This is a genomic window from Microbacterium sp. MM2322 (assembly GCF_964186585.1).
Classification (GTDB): Bacteria; Actinomycetota; Actinomycetes; order Actinomycetales; family Microbacteriaceae; genus Microbacterium.
Window position 1 is genome coordinate 1 of record NZ_OZ075067.1, and the last position, 14022, is coordinate 14022.

At 66.1% G+C, this 14022-nt stretch carries 13 protein-coding genes and 2 tRNA genes; 12 read left to right on the top strand and 3 right to left on the bottom strand.

Annotation, left to right across the window (positions count from 1 at the left end):
• From dnaA to ABQ271_RS00035, 7 genes are all read left to right on the top strand, one after another.
• Nucleotides 1-1425, top strand: a complete 1425-nt coding sequence (gene dnaA / locus ABQ271_RS00005) for a chromosomal replication initiator protein DnaA (RefSeq protein WP_349309522.1) — start codon at nt 1-3, stop codon at nt 1423-1425.
• 430 nt (nt 1426-1855) lie between these two features.
• A complete protein-coding gene (gene dnaN / locus ABQ271_RS00010) occupies nt 1856-2998 on the top strand; it encodes a DNA polymerase III subunit beta (protein WP_349309523.1) in 1143 nt (380 codons plus the stop codon).
• Nucleotides 2999-3052: 54 nt separating this feature from the next.
• Nucleotides 3053-4219 (top strand): DNA replication/repair protein RecF, encoded by a 1167-nt coding sequence (recF, locus tag ABQ271_RS00015; RefSeq protein ID WP_349309524.1) that lies wholly within the window; start codon nt 3053-3055, stop codon nt 4217-4219.
• The gene (locus ABQ271_RS00020) at nt 4206-4700 is read left to right on the top strand and encodes a DciA family protein (RefSeq protein WP_349309525.1); all 495 of its coding nucleotides are present in this window, start codon (nt 4206-4208) and stop codon (nt 4698-4700) included. The genes recF and ABQ271_RS00020 overlap by 14 nt, the downstream gene beginning before the upstream one ends.
• Nucleotides 4701-4824: 124 nt before the next feature.
• The gene (gene gyrB / locus ABQ271_RS00025; RefSeq protein WP_349309526.1) at nt 4825-6867 is read left to right on the top strand and encodes a DNA topoisomerase (ATP-hydrolyzing) subunit B; all 2043 of its coding nucleotides are present in this window, start codon (nt 4825-4827) and stop codon (nt 6865-6867) included.
• A gap of 54 nt (nt 6868-6921) precedes the next feature.
• Nucleotides 6922-9480 (top strand): DNA gyrase subunit A, encoded by a 2559-nt coding sequence (gyrA, locus tag ABQ271_RS00030; protein WP_349309527.1) that lies wholly within the window; start codon nt 6922-6924, stop codon nt 9478-9480.
• Nucleotides 9477-9884, top strand: coding sequence for a DUF3566 domain-containing protein (locus ABQ271_RS00035; RefSeq protein WP_349309528.1), 408 nt, complete (start codon nt 9477-9479; stop codon nt 9882-9884). Before gyrA ends, ABQ271_RS00035 begins: the two co-directional genes overlap by 4 nt.
• A 21-nt stretch (nt 9885-9905) precedes the next feature.
• Here ABQ271_RS00035 and ABQ271_RS00040 read toward each other — a convergent pair whose 3' ends face one another.
• Nucleotides 9906-10616 (bottom strand): VIT family protein, encoded by a 711-nt coding sequence (locus ABQ271_RS00040; RefSeq protein ID WP_349309529.1) that lies wholly within the window; start codon nt 10614-10616, stop codon nt 9906-9908.
• Between the two features lie 114 nt (nt 10617-10730).
• Here ABQ271_RS00040 and ABQ271_RS00045 point away from each other — a divergent pair.
• The 3 genes from ABQ271_RS00045 to ABQ271_RS00055 all read left to right on the top strand — a co-directional run bounded on the left by ABQ271_RS00045 (nt 10731) and on the right by ABQ271_RS00055 (nt 11382).
• Nucleotides 10731-10804: transfer RNA gene (locus ABQ271_RS00045), tRNA-Ile, on the top strand.
• Nucleotides 10805-10819: 15 nt separating this feature from the next.
• Nucleotides 10820-10892: transfer RNA gene (locus ABQ271_RS00050), tRNA-Ala, on the top strand.
• 67 nt (nt 10893-10959) lie between these two features.
• A complete protein-coding gene (locus tag ABQ271_RS00055; RefSeq protein WP_349309530.1) occupies nt 10960-11382 on the top strand; it encodes an NUDIX hydrolase in 423 nt (140 codons plus the stop codon).
• Here ABQ271_RS00055 and ABQ271_RS00060 read toward each other — a convergent pair.
• Both ABQ271_RS00060 and ABQ271_RS00065 read right to left on the bottom strand, forming a co-directional pair.
• Nucleotides 11369-11875 (bottom strand): YbaK/EbsC family protein, encoded by a 507-nt coding sequence (locus ABQ271_RS00060; protein ID WP_349309531.1) that lies wholly within the window; start codon nt 11873-11875, stop codon nt 11369-11371. The genes ABQ271_RS00055 and ABQ271_RS00060 overlap by 14 nt on opposite strands.
• Complete coding sequence (locus ABQ271_RS00065) at nt 11868-12437, bottom strand: DNA helicase (RefSeq protein WP_349309532.1); 570 nt, start codon at nt 12435-12437, stop codon at nt 11868-11870. Before ABQ271_RS00065 ends, ABQ271_RS00060 begins: the two co-directional genes overlap by 8 nt.
• Before the next feature lie 100 nt (nt 12438-12537).
• Between ABQ271_RS00065 and ABQ271_RS00070 the strand changes: the two genes are divergently transcribed.
• Both ABQ271_RS00070 and ABQ271_RS00075 read left to right on the top strand, forming a co-directional pair.
• A complete protein-coding gene (locus tag ABQ271_RS00070; RefSeq protein WP_349309533.1) occupies nt 12538-13095 on the top strand; it encodes a peptidylprolyl isomerase in 558 nt (185 codons plus the stop codon).
• Between the two features lie 7 nt (nt 13096-13102).
• Nucleotides 13103-13978 carry a rhomboid family intramembrane serine protease gene (locus ABQ271_RS00075; RefSeq protein WP_349309534.1) on the top strand — a complete coding sequence of 292 codons (876 nt, stop codon included), beginning with the start codon at nt 13103-13105 and terminating at the stop codon, nt 13976-13978.
• Nucleotides 13979-14022: the final 44 nt, after the last annotated feature.

The window sequence follows — 14022 nt, forward strand, 5'->3', positions numbered from 1 at the left end:
ATGTCCGAGCACGAACTTCCAGATGTCCCCGTCTGGAGCGCTGTGCTCGACGTGCTGGCGAAAGACGACCGCGTCACGCCGCAGTTGCAGGGCTTCGTGAGCCTCGCCGTGGCGCAGGGTGTGATGAGCGGGACTCTCTACCTCGATGTGCCCAACGACCTCACCGCCGGGCAGTTCAACAAGCGGCTCCGCGGCCCCATCATGGAGGCCCTCGCCCAGGTCGACGCCGAGCCGGCGGCGAGCACTTTCCGCGTCGTGGTGAATCCCGAGCTCGGTGACGCCCACCTCACCGCGCCGGTGCCCGTGCAGTCCGCACTGTCCCCGACCTCGTCGGCACCGAGCCGCCCGGGCGCTGACGACTACGCCGAGCAGGCGGCTCCGGCATCCCGCAACGACACCCGACTGAACCCGAAGTACACCTTCGATAGCTTCGTCATCGGTCAGTCCAACCGGTTCGCGCACGCCGCCGCCGTCGCCGTGGCCGAAGCACCGGCAAAGGCCTACAACCCGCTCTTCATCTACGGCGACTCCGGATTGGGCAAGACCCACCTCCTGCACGCCATCGGCGATTATGCGATCAACCTCTACACCGGGATCAAGGTCCGCTACGTCTCGAGTGAGGAGTTCACGAACGACTTCATCAACTCGATCGTGAACAACCGCGCATCTGCATTCCAGGCTCGATACCGCGACGTCGACATCCTCCTCATCGACGACATCCAGTTCCTGCAGGGTCGCGCCGAGACGCAGGAAGCCTTCTTCCATACGTTCAATCAGCTGCACGACCACGACAAGCAGGTCGTGATCACGAGCGATGTGCCGCCTCGTCACCTCACCGGATTCGAAGACCGGATGCGGAGCCGCTTCGAGTGGGGCCTCATCACCGACGTGCAGGCCCCCGACCTCGAGACGCGCATCGCGATCCTCCGCAAGAAGGCGCAGTCCGAGCGTCTGCAGGTTCCCGACGAGGTGCTCGAGTACATCGCCACGAAGGTGTCGAGCAACATCCGCGAGCTGGAGGGCGCGCTCATCCGGGTGTCCGCTTTCGCGAGCCTCAACCGGTCGAACCTCGATATCTCGTTGGCGCAGACGGTTCTTCGCGACATCGTCGACCAGGACGACGCGAACGTGATCTCACCGACGGACATCATCTCGGCGACCGCCCAGTACTTCCGACTGACGATGGACGACCTGTACGGCTCGAGCCGTTCGCAGTCCGTCGCGACCGCCCGACAGATCGCCATGTATCTCTGTCGTGAGCGCACGAGTCTGTCGCTGCCGAAGATCGGTCAGCTGTTCGGCAACCGCGACCACACGACCGTCATGTACGCGTACAAGAAGATCAGCGAGCTCATGAAGGAGCGGCGCTCGATCTACAACCAGGTCTCCGAGATCACTTCGCAGCTGGGCCGTTCCTCGCGCTGACGGTCCCACACGCCCGAGCCGTCGGGCGTACTTGACAGTCCTCCCGGACGACCCTCACAATGCGGTTTCCCACAGTGTGGAAAGCCTGTGGATAACTGTGCGGCGATGGCCGTCGAATGTGAACGAATGACGACAACCTGTGGATGACGCTCTGAACCACACGTCGACGGAATCGAAGTTGTCACCCGTCTTTCCGCAGCCCGTGCACAAGTTACACGGATGTGGTTCCGGCTCCGCGACTGGGATCGCCCGACATATCCACAGTTTCCACAGCTGTTAACAAGAAGACAGAGAACTATCTAATGAGAAGCCGATCCGATCACACCCACGGGGTGCGAGGCGGCAGCGGCTATCGCGGAGGCATGCTTCCGGAGGCGCTCGTCGTGGGCACTAGCATGAGAGAGCCCATCTCGCCGTCAAGGGAGCATCAGTGAAGTTCCACGTCAACCGCGATGTATTCAGCGAAGCCGTGTCGTTCGTCGTGAAACTGCTCCCGCAGCGGAACCCGCAGCCGATCCTCGCCGGCGTGCTCATCGAAGCGAGCGACGAAGGACTGTCCCTCGCCGCGTTCGACTACGAAGCATCCGCTCGTACGCGTATTGAAGCGACGGTCGACGAGCCGGGCACGATCCTCGTCCACGGCCGACTGCTCTCCGAGATCGCCAGCCGCCTGCCGAACGCACCGATCCAGATCACGCAGGATGCCGACGGCGAGATCCTCTTGACGTGCGGCTCTGCGCGCTTCACGCTTGCCGCGATGCCCGTGGCCGAGTACCCGGCGATCCCCGAGGTCTCGGGTGACTCCGGTCTCGTCCCGGGAGACGACTTCTCGACGGCGATCGCACAGGTCGCGTTCGCGGCATCCCGCGACGACGTCACTCCTGTCCTCACCGGTGTTCAGCTCGAGGTCACCGGCAACGAGCTCAGCCTCGTCGCCACCGATCGCTACCGTGTCGCGCTCCGCGAGATCCGCTTCGACAGCGGTGCTGTTGCTCGCGAAGAATCCACCACCGCGCTGGTCCCCGCCCGCACCCTCACCGAGGTCGGCAAGACGTTCGCCCACTCCGGTGACATCCAGGTGTCGTTCTCGGGATCGGGGGACCGCGAGATCATCGCGTTCACCGCGGGCAACAAGACCGTCACGTCGCTGCTGATCAAGGGCAACTTCCCCCCGGTGCGTCGCCTGTTCCCCGCGCAGACCGAGCACTACGCGGTCGTCAATACGGCGGAACTCGCCGAAGCGGTCCGTCGTGTCTCGCTCGTCCTGGACCGCTCCGCTCCGCTGCGGTTTACGTTCTCGGACGAGGGTGTGTCGATGGATGCCGCCGGCACCGAGCAGGCTCGCGCCACCGAGTCGGTCGACGCGACGCTCGCCGGCGACGAAGTCACTCTCGGACTGAATCCGCAGTACCTCCTCGAGGCGCTCGGCGCCGTGAAGAGCGAGTTCACGCGGGTCACGTTCACCTCGAGCGAGAACGCGAACAAGCTCAGCCCGGTTCTCATCACGCCGCAGACCTCCGGCACGCCCGAGACCTTCAAGTACCTGCTGCAGCCGAATCTCCTGCTGCGCTGACCCCGGCGTCCGTCCACATCGAGGCGTGTCGGTGCCTCGAAGGAGGGTGATCTGGTGATCGTGGAGCATCTGAGTCTCGTCGACTTCCGCAACTATGCCGCGGCCGAGGTGAGTCTGGTCTCAGGACCGAACGTGTTCGTCGGTCGCAACGGCCAGGGAAAGACGAACCTCGCGGAAGCGATCGGCTATTTCGCGACGCTCGGGTCGCACCGGGTATCGCAGGATGCCCCGATGGTCCGATATGGAGCGGATGCCGCGTTCGTTCGCGCTCGCCTGGCGTACGGCGATCGCCGCATCCAGCTCGAAGTGCAGCTCAACCGGACCGGATCGAACAAGGCACGGGTCAACGGCTCGCCGGTTCGCACGTCGGAACTTCCGCGCTACGCCCAGGTCGTGCTGTTCGCCCCCGAGGACCTGCAGATCGTCCGCGGCGATCCGTCGTCGCGGCGCCGATTCGCCGATCAGCTGCTGGTCCAGCGCGCGCCGCGCATGACCGGAGTGCTCGGCGACTACGACCGGGTGCTCAAACAGCGCACCGCGCTCTTGAAATCCGCACGAGCTCGCGGACTGAAGGCCGACCAGCTCACGACGCTCGATGTCTGGGACGACAAGCTCATCTCGCTCGGCACCGAGATCATCCTCGCGCGACTTCGCTTGGCCGAGGACCTCGCCCAGCCCATGCGCGACGCCTACGAGGCGATCGCCGGCGCCGATCACGACCCGCAGCTCGAGTGGTTGTTGTCCGTCGACGGCGCCGATCCCGAAGACGAGTCGTCCGCGGTGGCCGAGACCGGCTCGTCCGTCGGAGCGGACGCGATCGCGGCATCCTTCCGTGCCGGACTCACCGCCAAGCGTGCACAGGAACTGGAGCGGGGCGTGACCCTGGTCGGTCCGCACCGCGATGACCTGCTGCTGAGGCTGCGGGGATTGCCGGTGAAGGGCTACGCGTCGCACGGTGAGTCGTGGTCGACCGCGCTGTCGTTGCGGCTGTCATCGGCGCAACTCCTCCGCGACCAGTTGCGCCTCGGCGACCCGATCGTCATCCTCGACGACGTCTTCGCCGAGCTCGATGCCGAGCGCCGAGCTCGTCTCGCCGGCGTCGTCGCCGACTTCGAGCAGGTCATCGTCACGGCAGCGGTCGAGGGCGACGTCCCCGAAGCCCTCCGCGTGCGGACGGTGCGCGTCGAGGCGGGCACGATCGTGACGGATGCCGATGTCTGACGCCACCGGCATCCCCGAAACGGTCGCGACCTACATGCGACTTCGCGGACTCGAGCCGTCCGCCGCGAAGAAGAGACGTAAGAAGCGCCGGAACGACGACGACGAGAACCAGCCGTTCACCGCGGGTCGTGATCCGAAGGGGATGGGCGACCTGCTCGCCGATCTCACCCGTCAGTCGGGCTGGGACGTTCAGCTGGCCAAAGAGGACCTCGTTCTGCAGTGGGCGCAGGTCGCCGGTGAGGAGACCGCGAGGCACGCGGATCCCGTCGCCCTGAGCGACGGCGTGCTGACCGTTCAGTGCGACTCGACGGCGTGGGCGAAGAACCTTCATCTCATGCGGGCGAGCATCGTCACCGAGCTCGTCCGACGGTTCCCCGACGCCGGTGTCGAATCCGTCCGTTTCGTGGGGCCGGACGTCCCCTCGTGGAAATGGGGCCCCAGAGCCGTTCCAGGGCGGGGCCCTCGCGATACCTACGGGTGAGGGACGTCCCGCACCCTCCCGAGAGCTTTCGCGGGCTCACAGCGCCGTTCAGCCGCTATTGACGCGTCCTTTCCGATAGACTGGGAAGAAGGCCTGAACGATGGATGTGGAGCGCACGAAACCGATGACGTCAGAAACCCCCGACACCGTTCCCGAAGAACCCGAAACCCCGGCAGAAGCCCGGATTCCCGCTGAATACGGCGCATCCGAGATCCAGGTGCTCGAGGGCCTCGAGGCGGTTCGCAAGCGTCCCGGCATGTACATCGGTTCGACCGGTGAGCGCGGCCTGCACCACCTCGTCTACGAGATCGTCGACAACTCCGTCGATGAGGCGCTGGCGGGGTACTGCGACACCATCAATGTGACGATCCTCGCCGACGGTGGTCTCCGCGTCGTCGACAACGGTCGCGGCATCCCCGTCGATCCCCACTCCTCCGACCCGAGCAAGTCGACGGTGGAGGTCGTCCTGACGGTTCTGCACGCGGGTGGCAAATTCGGCGGCGGCGGATACGCGGTCTCCGGTGGTCTCCATGGTGTCGGCTCATCCGTCGTCAACGCGCTGTCGACGCGGTTCGAGGTCGAGATCGCGCGACAGGGACACATCTGGCGGCAGACGTTCTCCGGCGGCGGCAAGCCCGAAGCCCCCCTCGCCCAGGGCGAAGAGAGCGACAAGACGGGCACGACGATCACGTTCTGGCCCGATGACACGATCTTCGAGGCGACCGACTTCGACTACAACACGCTGCGGACGCGCTTCCAGCAGACCGCGTTCTTGAACAAGGGCCTGCGGATCACGCTCACCGATGAGCGGGCCGAGGCCGTCGACGTGGTGGATCTGCCCGAGGGTGGCTCTGACACGGTGCAGCGTCACGACGACTTCCTCTACGAGCGCGGCCTCGTCGACTACGTCGAGTACCTCAACAAGGTCCGCAAGGCCGAGGTCATCAACGACGAGATCATCGAGATCGAGTCCGAGGACACCGTCCGTCACATCTCGCTCGAGCTCGCCATGCAGTGGACCTCGGGGTACACCGAGAACGTCTTCACCTTCGCGAACACGATCAACACGCACGAGGGCGGTACCCACGAAGAGGGCTTCCGCGCCGCGATGACGATGTACATCAACCGTTACGCGCGGGAGAAGGGCCTCCTCAAGGAGAAGGACGAGAACCTCGCGGGCGAGGACATCCGTGAGGGCCTCACCGCCGTCATCTCGGTGAAGCTCGCCGAACCGCAGTTCGAGGGCCAGACGAAGACCAAGCTCGGCAACACCGAGGCCAAGGCCTTCGTCCAGAAGGTCGTCGGCGACCAGCTCATCGATTGGCTCGACCGCAACCCGGCGCAGGCGAAGCTCATCATCACGAAGGCCCTCGAGGCCGCCACGGCTCGCATGGCTGCCCGCAAGGCGCGCGAGACCGCTCGGCGCAAGAGCGTCTTCGAATCGGCATCCATGCCCGAGAAGCTCAAGGACTGCACGAGCAAGGACCCGTCGATCAGCGAGATCTTCCTCGTCGAGGGTGACTCCGCCGGCGGTTCGGCGGTGTCGGGTCGCGACCCGGAGCGCCAGGCGATCCTGTCGCTCCGCGGCAAGATCCTCAACGTCGAGAAGGCGCGTCTCGACCGTGCGCTCGGAAACGCCGAGATCCAGGCGATGATCCAGGCCTTCGGCGCGGGAATCGGACCCGATTTCGACGTCTCGAAGGCTCGGTATCACAAGGTCGTCCTGATGGCCGATGCGGATGTCGACGGCCAGCACATCACGACGCTTCTGCTGACGCTGCTGTTCCGCTACATGCGCGGACTCGTCGAAGCGGGCTTCGTGTACCTCGCGCAGCCACCGCTCTACCGCCTCAAGTGGTCGAACGCGCCGCACGAGTACGTCTACAGCGACGCCGAGCGCGACGCGCTCATGCGAGACGGGCTGGCCGCGGGCCGCCGCATCCCGAAGGACAACGGCGTGCAGCGCTACAAGGGTCTCGGCGAGATGAACGCCAAGGAGCTGTGGGAGACGACGATGGACCCCGAGACGCGCACGCTGCGTCAGGTGACCATCGACGACGCCGCGGCGGCCGACGAGATCTTCTCCGTGCTGATGGGCGAGGACGTCGAGGCGCGACGCGGGTTCATCCAGCGCAACGCCAAGGACGTGCGGTTCCTGGACATCTGAGTCCACGCCGCATCCCGCACCCGCATTCCGACGACGAACGAAGACTGAGAGAACATGGCTGACGAAGAGCGTCCCGACCCGAACGCCGGCTACCAGCACGGCAACATCGACCAGGTCGACCTCCAGGTCGAGATGCAGCGGAGCTACCTCGACTACGCGATGAGCGTCATCGTGGGTCGCGCGCTCCCGCGGGTCGAAGACGGCCTGAAGCCCGTGCACCGCCGTGTCATCTACGGCATGTACGACGGCGGTTACCGTCCCGACAAGAGCTACTCGAAGTGCGCCCGCGTCGTCGGCGAGGTCATGGGTCAGTACCACCCGCACGGCGACAGCGCGATCTACGACGCTCTCGTCCGCCTCGTGCAGCCGTGGTCCCTCCGCTACCCCCTCGCCGATGGTCAGGGAAACTTCGGCTCGCCCGGCAACATGGGCGCTGCGGCTCCCCGGTACACCGAGACCAAGATGGCGCAGCTCGCCCTCGAGATGGTCCGCGACATCGACGAGGACACCGTCGACTTCGAGGACAACTACGACGGTCGCACCCGTGAGCCCGTCGTCCTCCCCTCGCGCTTCCCGAACCTCCTCGTCAACGGTTCGGTGGGTATCGCGGTCGGTATGGCCACGAACATCCCGCCGCACAACCTCCGCGAGGTGGCGAACGGCGTGATGTGGGCTCTGGAGCACCCGGATGCCTCCCGTGAGGAGCTGCTCGACGCACTGCTCGAGCGCATTCCCGGTCCCGACTTCCCCACCGGCGCGCAGATTCTCGGCACCAAGGGCATCCGCGAGGCGTACCGCACCGGTCGCGGCTCGATCACGATGCGCGCGGTCGTCAACGTCGAAGAGATCCAGAACCGCACCTGCCTGGTGATCACGGAGCTCCCGTACCAGGTGAACCCCGACAACGTCGCGGCGAAGATCACCGCTCTCGTGCGCGAGGGCAAGCTCAACGGCATCGCCGACATCCGTGATGAGACGAGCGATCGCACCGGGCAGCGCCTGGTCATCGTCCTCAAGCGCGACGCCGTCGCGAAGGTCGTGCTGAACAACCTCTACAAGCACACCCAGCTGCAGGAGAACTTCGGCGCCAACATGCTGGCGATCGTCGACGGCGTGCCCCGCACCCTCCCGATCGACGGGTTCATCAGCTACTGGCTCACGCACCAGTTCGAGGTCATCGTCCGGCGCACGCAGTACCGCCTGCGCGAGGCCGAGAAGCGCATGCACATCCTGCGCGGATACCTGAAGGCGCTCGACGCGCTCGACGAGGTCATCGCGCTCATCCGCCGCTCCCCCACCGTCGACGAGGCCCGTGACGGCCTGAAGACGCTGCTCGAGATCGACGACGCTCAGGCCGACGCGATCCTCTCGATGCAGCTGCGGCGCCTCGCCGCCCTCGAGCGTCAGAAGATCGTCGAGGAGGCGACCGAGCTCGAGCTCAAGATCGAGGACCTCAACGCGATCCTCGCCTCACGCGATCGGCAGAGCACGATCATCGCCACCGAGCTGGGCGACATCGTCTCGAAGTTCGGCGACGAGCGTCGGACGCACATCCTGCACGGGTACGACGGCGACATGTCGATGGAAGACCTGATCCCCGAAGAGGAGATCGTCGTCACCGTCACCCGCAACGGCTACGTCAAGCGCACGCGGAGCGACAACTATCGCTCGCAGCACCGTGGCGGCAAGGGTGTCAAGGGTGCGCAACTGCGCGCCGACGACGTCGTCGAGCACTTCTTCGTCTCGACGACCCACCACTGGCTGCTGTTCTTCACGACGAAGGGCCGCGTCTACCGCGCGAAGGGATACGAACTTCCCGAGGCCGGACGGGATGCCAAGGGTCAGCACGTCGCCAACCTCCTGGCCCTGCAGCCCGGCGAAGACGTGGCGCAGATCCTCGACATCCGCGACTACACGACGGCCGAGTACCTCGTGCTCGCGACGCGCGACGGCAAGATCAAGAAGACCGCGCTCACCGAGTACGACACGAACCGTCAGGGCGGCATCATCGCGATCCGCCTGCGCGGTCAGGACGAGGAGAACGGCGACGAGCTGGTCAGCGCGATGCTGGTCGACTCCACCGACGACCTCCTCCTCGTCTCCCGCCTCGGCATGTCGCTGCGCTTCACGGCGAACGACGACACGCTGCGTCCGATGGGTCGTTCCACCGAGGGCGTGAAGGGCATGTCGTTCCGCGAGGGCGACAGCCTGCTCTCGGCATCCGTCGTCCGGGATGACAGCTTCGTCTTCGTGGTGACCGAGGGAGGCTTCGCGAAGCGCACTTCCGTCGACCAGTACCGCGTTCAGGGTCGTGGTGGTCTGGGCATCAAGGTGGCCAAGTTGCACGACGATCGCGGCGAGCTCGCGGGCGGTCTGATCGTCAGTGCGGACGACGAGGTCCTGGTGGTTCTTGCCAGCGGCAAGGTGGTACGCTCGGCCGTTGCCGAGGTGCCCGCCAAGGGCCGCGACACGATGGGCGTGGTGTTCGCCCGGCCTGACGACGACGACCGGATCCTCGCCATCGCCCGTAACGGCGAACGGGGACTGGCCGAGAGTGCGGAGGCCGAGGAGGCCACCGAGGCTCCCGAGACCACCGAAGAGAGTGACGCATGAGCTCCGTAGCCGACAAACTGGCCAAGAAGTCCTCGAGCCGGACGACCGCGAAGCAGGTCCGCCTCCGTCTTGTCTACGTCGACTTCTGGTCGGCCGTGAAGCTGTCGTTCCTGGCTGCGGTCGCCTTGGCCATCGTCACGGTCGTCTCCACGCTGCTGGTTTACCTCGTGATCAGCTCGACGAACCTCATCGGGCAGATCGACGCGCTCCTCGGCGCCGTCAACGGTCAGACCACCTTCACGCTCGCGTCGGTCATCAACCTTCCGCAGGTGATGGCGTTCGCGGCGGTGGTCGCGATCCTGAACCTGATCGTGGTGACGGTGCTGGGCGCTGTCACGGCCGGTATCTACAACCTGATGGTGAAGGTCACCGGCGGCTTGCTCGTCGGATTCACATCCAACTGAGTCGGATGCCGCGGCATCCGGTCACAAGACCGAGGTGCCGAGCAGCAATCCCAGAGCCCAGGTGACGGCGAGGGCGAGTGCCCCGCCGATCACCAAGCGCATGACGGCGCGGCGCCGGCCTGCACCGCCGAGCCGGGCCGAGATCGTCCCCGTCAGTGCGAGGGCGATCAGGACAGCGACGAAGGTGGTCGGGACGCGCCATTCCGCGGGCGGCAGGATGATCGCGAGGAACGGCAGCAGCGCTCCGAGCGTGAACGCGATCGCGGACGACACGGCTGCTTGCCACGGGCTCGTCAGATCGTCGGGGTCGATGCCGAGTTCGGCGTCGAGGTGGGCGCCGAGGGCATCGTGCGCGGTGAGCTCCGTGGCGACCTTGAGCGCGGTCTCCTCCGAGAGGCCCTTCGCCCGGTAGAGCTCCGCGAGTTCAGCGAGCTCCTCGTCGGGCATCTCCGCGAGCTCGCGCTTCTCCTTCTCGATGAGCGCCCTCTCGGTGTCGCGCTGGCTGCTGACCGACACGTACTCGCCGAGCGCCATCGAGATCGCGCCGCCGACGAGGGCAGCGGACGACGCCGTGAGGATGGGTCCGAGGTCCGCCGTCGCGCCCGCGACACCCACCGCGACAGCAGCGACGGACACGATGCCGTCGTTCGCCCCGAGCACGCCCGCGCGCAGCCAATTCAGCCGCTGCCCGATGTTGGCGGCGTGTGGTTCGGTGTGGGTGGTCGCGCTCATGAGCCAAGTGAACCAGAACGAGCGGATGCCGCGGCTCGCCTCCCGTCTCGATTCGTCAAACGGCGCCATCTTCGGGTAAAGTCTTGGAGGTTGCAGGCGTAAGCCGGCAGCGACGGGGCTATAGCTCAGGCGGTTAGAGCGCTTCACTGATAATGAAGAGGTCCCAGGTTCAAGTCCTGGTAGCCCCACCGTCACCGCATCAGGGGGCCTTAGCTCAGTTGGTAGAGCGCCTGCTTTGCAAGCAGGATGTCAGGAGTTCGAATCTCCTAGGCTCCACAGTCACGAAAAGCCGGATTCCTCAGGGTCCGGCTTTTCTCGTCTTCGGTGTGGCTAGGGTGAACGAGTGGATATCCGCGTCGCTGCGTATGCCGTCGTCACCGACGGAGACCGCATCCTGCTCGCCCATTGGAACAGCCCTACGCGACCCGCGTGGACGATGCCCGGAGGTGGGCTCGACCCCGGCGAGGACCCGATGGATGCCGCTGTCCGCGAGGTCCTCGAAGAGACAGGGTTCCACGTGGAACTCGACGGCATCCTCGGCACGGACTCGCTGGTGATCCCCGAGAAGGACCGGTTCCACGGCACCGGGCCGATCCAGGCGCTCCGGATCGTCTATCGCGCGCACGTCGTCGGCGGTGAACTTCACAACGAAGAGGACGGCTCCACGGACGAGGCTGCGTGGTTTCCTATCGACGAGGTCGCGTCGCTCACCCGGGTGGGGCTCGTGGACACGGCGATGACGATGGCAGGCCTCATCCCGCGGTGACCGGCCGCTCCGGCATCGGCTGCGAGATGTCGGCCACGGTGGCGCCGTAGGACCGGATGAGGTCGTCCGCGTCAACGAAGAGGCTGAAGCCGTGCGCGCCCGCGCCCATGGCGATCCGCTTGCCTGCGATCGACGCATCGGCGTAGACGGGCCAGTCCGTCGTGCTCCCGATCGGCGTGATGGTGCCGCGCTCGAACCCCGTTGCGGCCAACGCGAGCTCGGGCTCGGGAAGCCGCAGCTTGTTGACCCCGACGACGGCGCGCAGCTTGGGCCACGAGATCGCCCGGTCTCCGGGGATCAGCGCAAACAGGTACGTGTCGTCGCTCCGCTTCACGACGAGCGTTTTGACGATGTCGGATGCCGCCAGCCCGAGCAGCGTCGCAGCCTCTTCAAGACTGCCCGCCGCCGGGCGGGCGACGAACTCGACCGACAAAGACCGGGAGCGCGCCGCTTCAGCGACGCGCTCCGATGGTTCAGGCGTGGATTCAGGCATCCGGTGCGCGCAGCGGGTCGTCCGCCACCCACAGTTCGTCGTCTGCCCGCAGCGTCTGCCAGGCGGCGTAGAGAACACCCGCAGTCGCGGCGACACCGAAGATGATGGCGAGGACGCCGCCGGCGCCCAGGCCCTTCTTCTTCTCCGGAACCGACAGCTTCTTGGTGGCCTTCTTGCCAGCCTTGGCAGCGTTCTTGCGGAACGAGTCCGCGTCGAAGCCACCGAGGCCCTTGCCGTGCGACAGGCGGTGACGCTGGTCGTTCGCGACATCCCACACCGACATCGCGGTGCCGACGACGGCGCCGGCGGCGGGAACGACAGCGCCGTTCAGCACCTTGCGACCCGTCTCGACGCCACGGTCGACGTAGGGAGCCGCGTACTTCTCGTACGAGTGCTTCGCCGTAGGCACGATGTGGTCGTGGTTGTACTTGCCGAGCTGGCGACCCGCCTCGCGGGCGACGTCACCGGCCTGACCGACGAGCACCTGCTGTGACTCCCACAGGTTCGCAGCCTGCTTCTGCAGCTTGCGGAGTTCCTTCTTGGTCTTGCGGTTGAGGCTCACGGGGCCCTCCCTTTTCGGGGTTCATCCGGGGACGTAGTGGGTCCATACTGCCAGACGCATTCAGCCGGCGAGGGGGGTTGCAAGTGAGAGGATGATGAGTATGCCGATTCACTCCGCTGTCGCGACCCTGCACACCAACCACGGCGACATCGTCGTCAACCTGTTCGGCGACCAGGCGCCCCGCACCGTCAAGAACTTCGTCGGTCTGGCCGACGGTTCCCAGGCCTGGACGCACCCCGCCACCGGCAAGCCCGGCGAAGGCCCCCTGTACACCGACGTCATCTTCCACCGCATCATCCCCGGCTTCATGATCCAGGGCGGCGACCCGCTCGGTCAGGGCGTCGGCGGACCGGGCTACAACTTCGATGACGAGATCAGCCCTGAGCTGACGTTCGCCAAGCCGTACCTCCTCGCCATGGCGAACGCGGGCCTCCGCCGCAACGCGATCACCGGCAAGGCCGAGGGCACCAACGGCTCGCAGTTCTTCATCACCACCGACCCCACTCCGTGGCTCAACGGCAAGCACTCGATCTTCGGTGAGGTCGCCGACGACGCGTCGCGCGCCGTCGTCGACGCCATCGCGGCCGTTCCCACCGGAGCGCAGGACCGTCCGGTCGAGCCCGTCGTGATCTCGTCGATCGACATCACCGAGGCCTGATCCCTTCGTGACCTCAGCCGACCCCCGCACCAATCCGGACAACTTCTGCTACCGGCATCCTGACCGTCAGAGCTTCGTGCTCTGCCAGCGGTGCCTGCGGACGATCTGTCCCGCCTGCCAGACCCCGCTCCCCGTGGGTGTCATCTGCCCGGAGTGCCTGGCAGAGCAGCAGAAGGGTGCGCGGTCGGCTGAGGTGAAGCGGATGCCGGGGCGGTTCGCGCGGAAGCTCCGCAGCGACCGCCCCGTCGTCACCTACGCGATCGTCATCGTCACGATCGCGGTCTACCTGCTCCAGCTCATCCCCGTCGTGGGAGGCACGATCACGGGTGCCCTCGCGTTCGCTCCCGCCTACGTGGTGCCCGCAACGGGCGTCCCTTTCGAGCCATGGCGGATGCTGACGGTCGCTTTCGTGCACTCGACTCCGCTCCCCTTCCACGTCGCGCTCAACATGCTGGCGCTCTGGGCGCTCGGCCGGAGTCTCGAGCCGTCGCTCGGCAAGGTGCGCTTCCTCGCGCTCTACGTACTGAGTGCGATCGGTGGTTCTGCGCTCGTCGCGCTCATCGCGCCGGGAACCTTCGTCGTAGGCGCCTCGGGTGCGGTGTGGGGACTTCTCACGTCGATGCTCATCATCGGCCGGCACCTCGGCGTGAACATCCTGCCGATCGCGATCCTGCTCGGGATCAACCTGGTGTTCTCGTTCGTCGGCTCGGGAGTCTCGTGGCAGTCCCACATCGGTGGCGGTCTCGTCGGCCTGCTGGTGGGCTACATCTTTTCGAAGACCCGCGCGCAGAAGCGCCAGGGACTGCAGGCGGCACTGCTCGTCGCGGTCGGGATCGGACTCGTCGCAGTCGCCGCGATCATCCCGGGACTGCTCTACCTTTGAGTTATCCACAGATTCATCCCCAGGCTGGGGATGAATCACACCGG

What these genes read in the sequence shown, in the direction of transcription:
- dnaA (WP_349309522.1), top strand. Translation starts at nt 1, where the DNA reads ATGTCCGAGCACGAACTTCCAGATGTCCCCGTCTGGAGCGCTGTGCTC.
- ABQ271_RS00020 (WP_349309525.1), top strand. Translation starts at nt 4,206, where the DNA reads ATGCCGATGTCTGACGCCACCGGCATCCCCGAAACGGTCGCGACCTAC.
- gyrB (WP_349309526.1), top strand. Translation starts at nt 4,825, where the DNA reads ATGACGTCAGAAACCCCCGACACCGTTCCCGAAGAACCCGAAACCCCG.
- gyrA (WP_349309527.1), top strand. Translation starts at nt 6,922, where the DNA reads ATGGCTGACGAAGAGCGTCCCGACCCGAACGCCGGCTACCAGCACGGC.
- ABQ271_RS00035 (WP_349309528.1), top strand. Translation starts at nt 9,477, where the DNA reads ATGAGCTCCGTAGCCGACAAACTGGCCAAGAAGTCCTCGAGCCGGACG.
- ABQ271_RS00040 (WP_349309529.1), bottom strand. Translation starts at nt 10,616, where the DNA reads ATGAGCGCGACCACCCACACCGAACCACACGCCGCCAACATCGGGCAG.
- ABQ271_RS00060 (WP_349309531.1), bottom strand. Translation starts at nt 11,875, where the DNA reads ATGCCTGAATCCACGCCTGAACCATCGGAGCGCGTCGCTGAAGCGGCG.
- ABQ271_RS00070 (WP_349309533.1), top strand. Translation starts at nt 12,538, where the DNA reads ATGCCGATTCACTCCGCTGTCGCGACCCTGCACACCAACCACGGCGAC.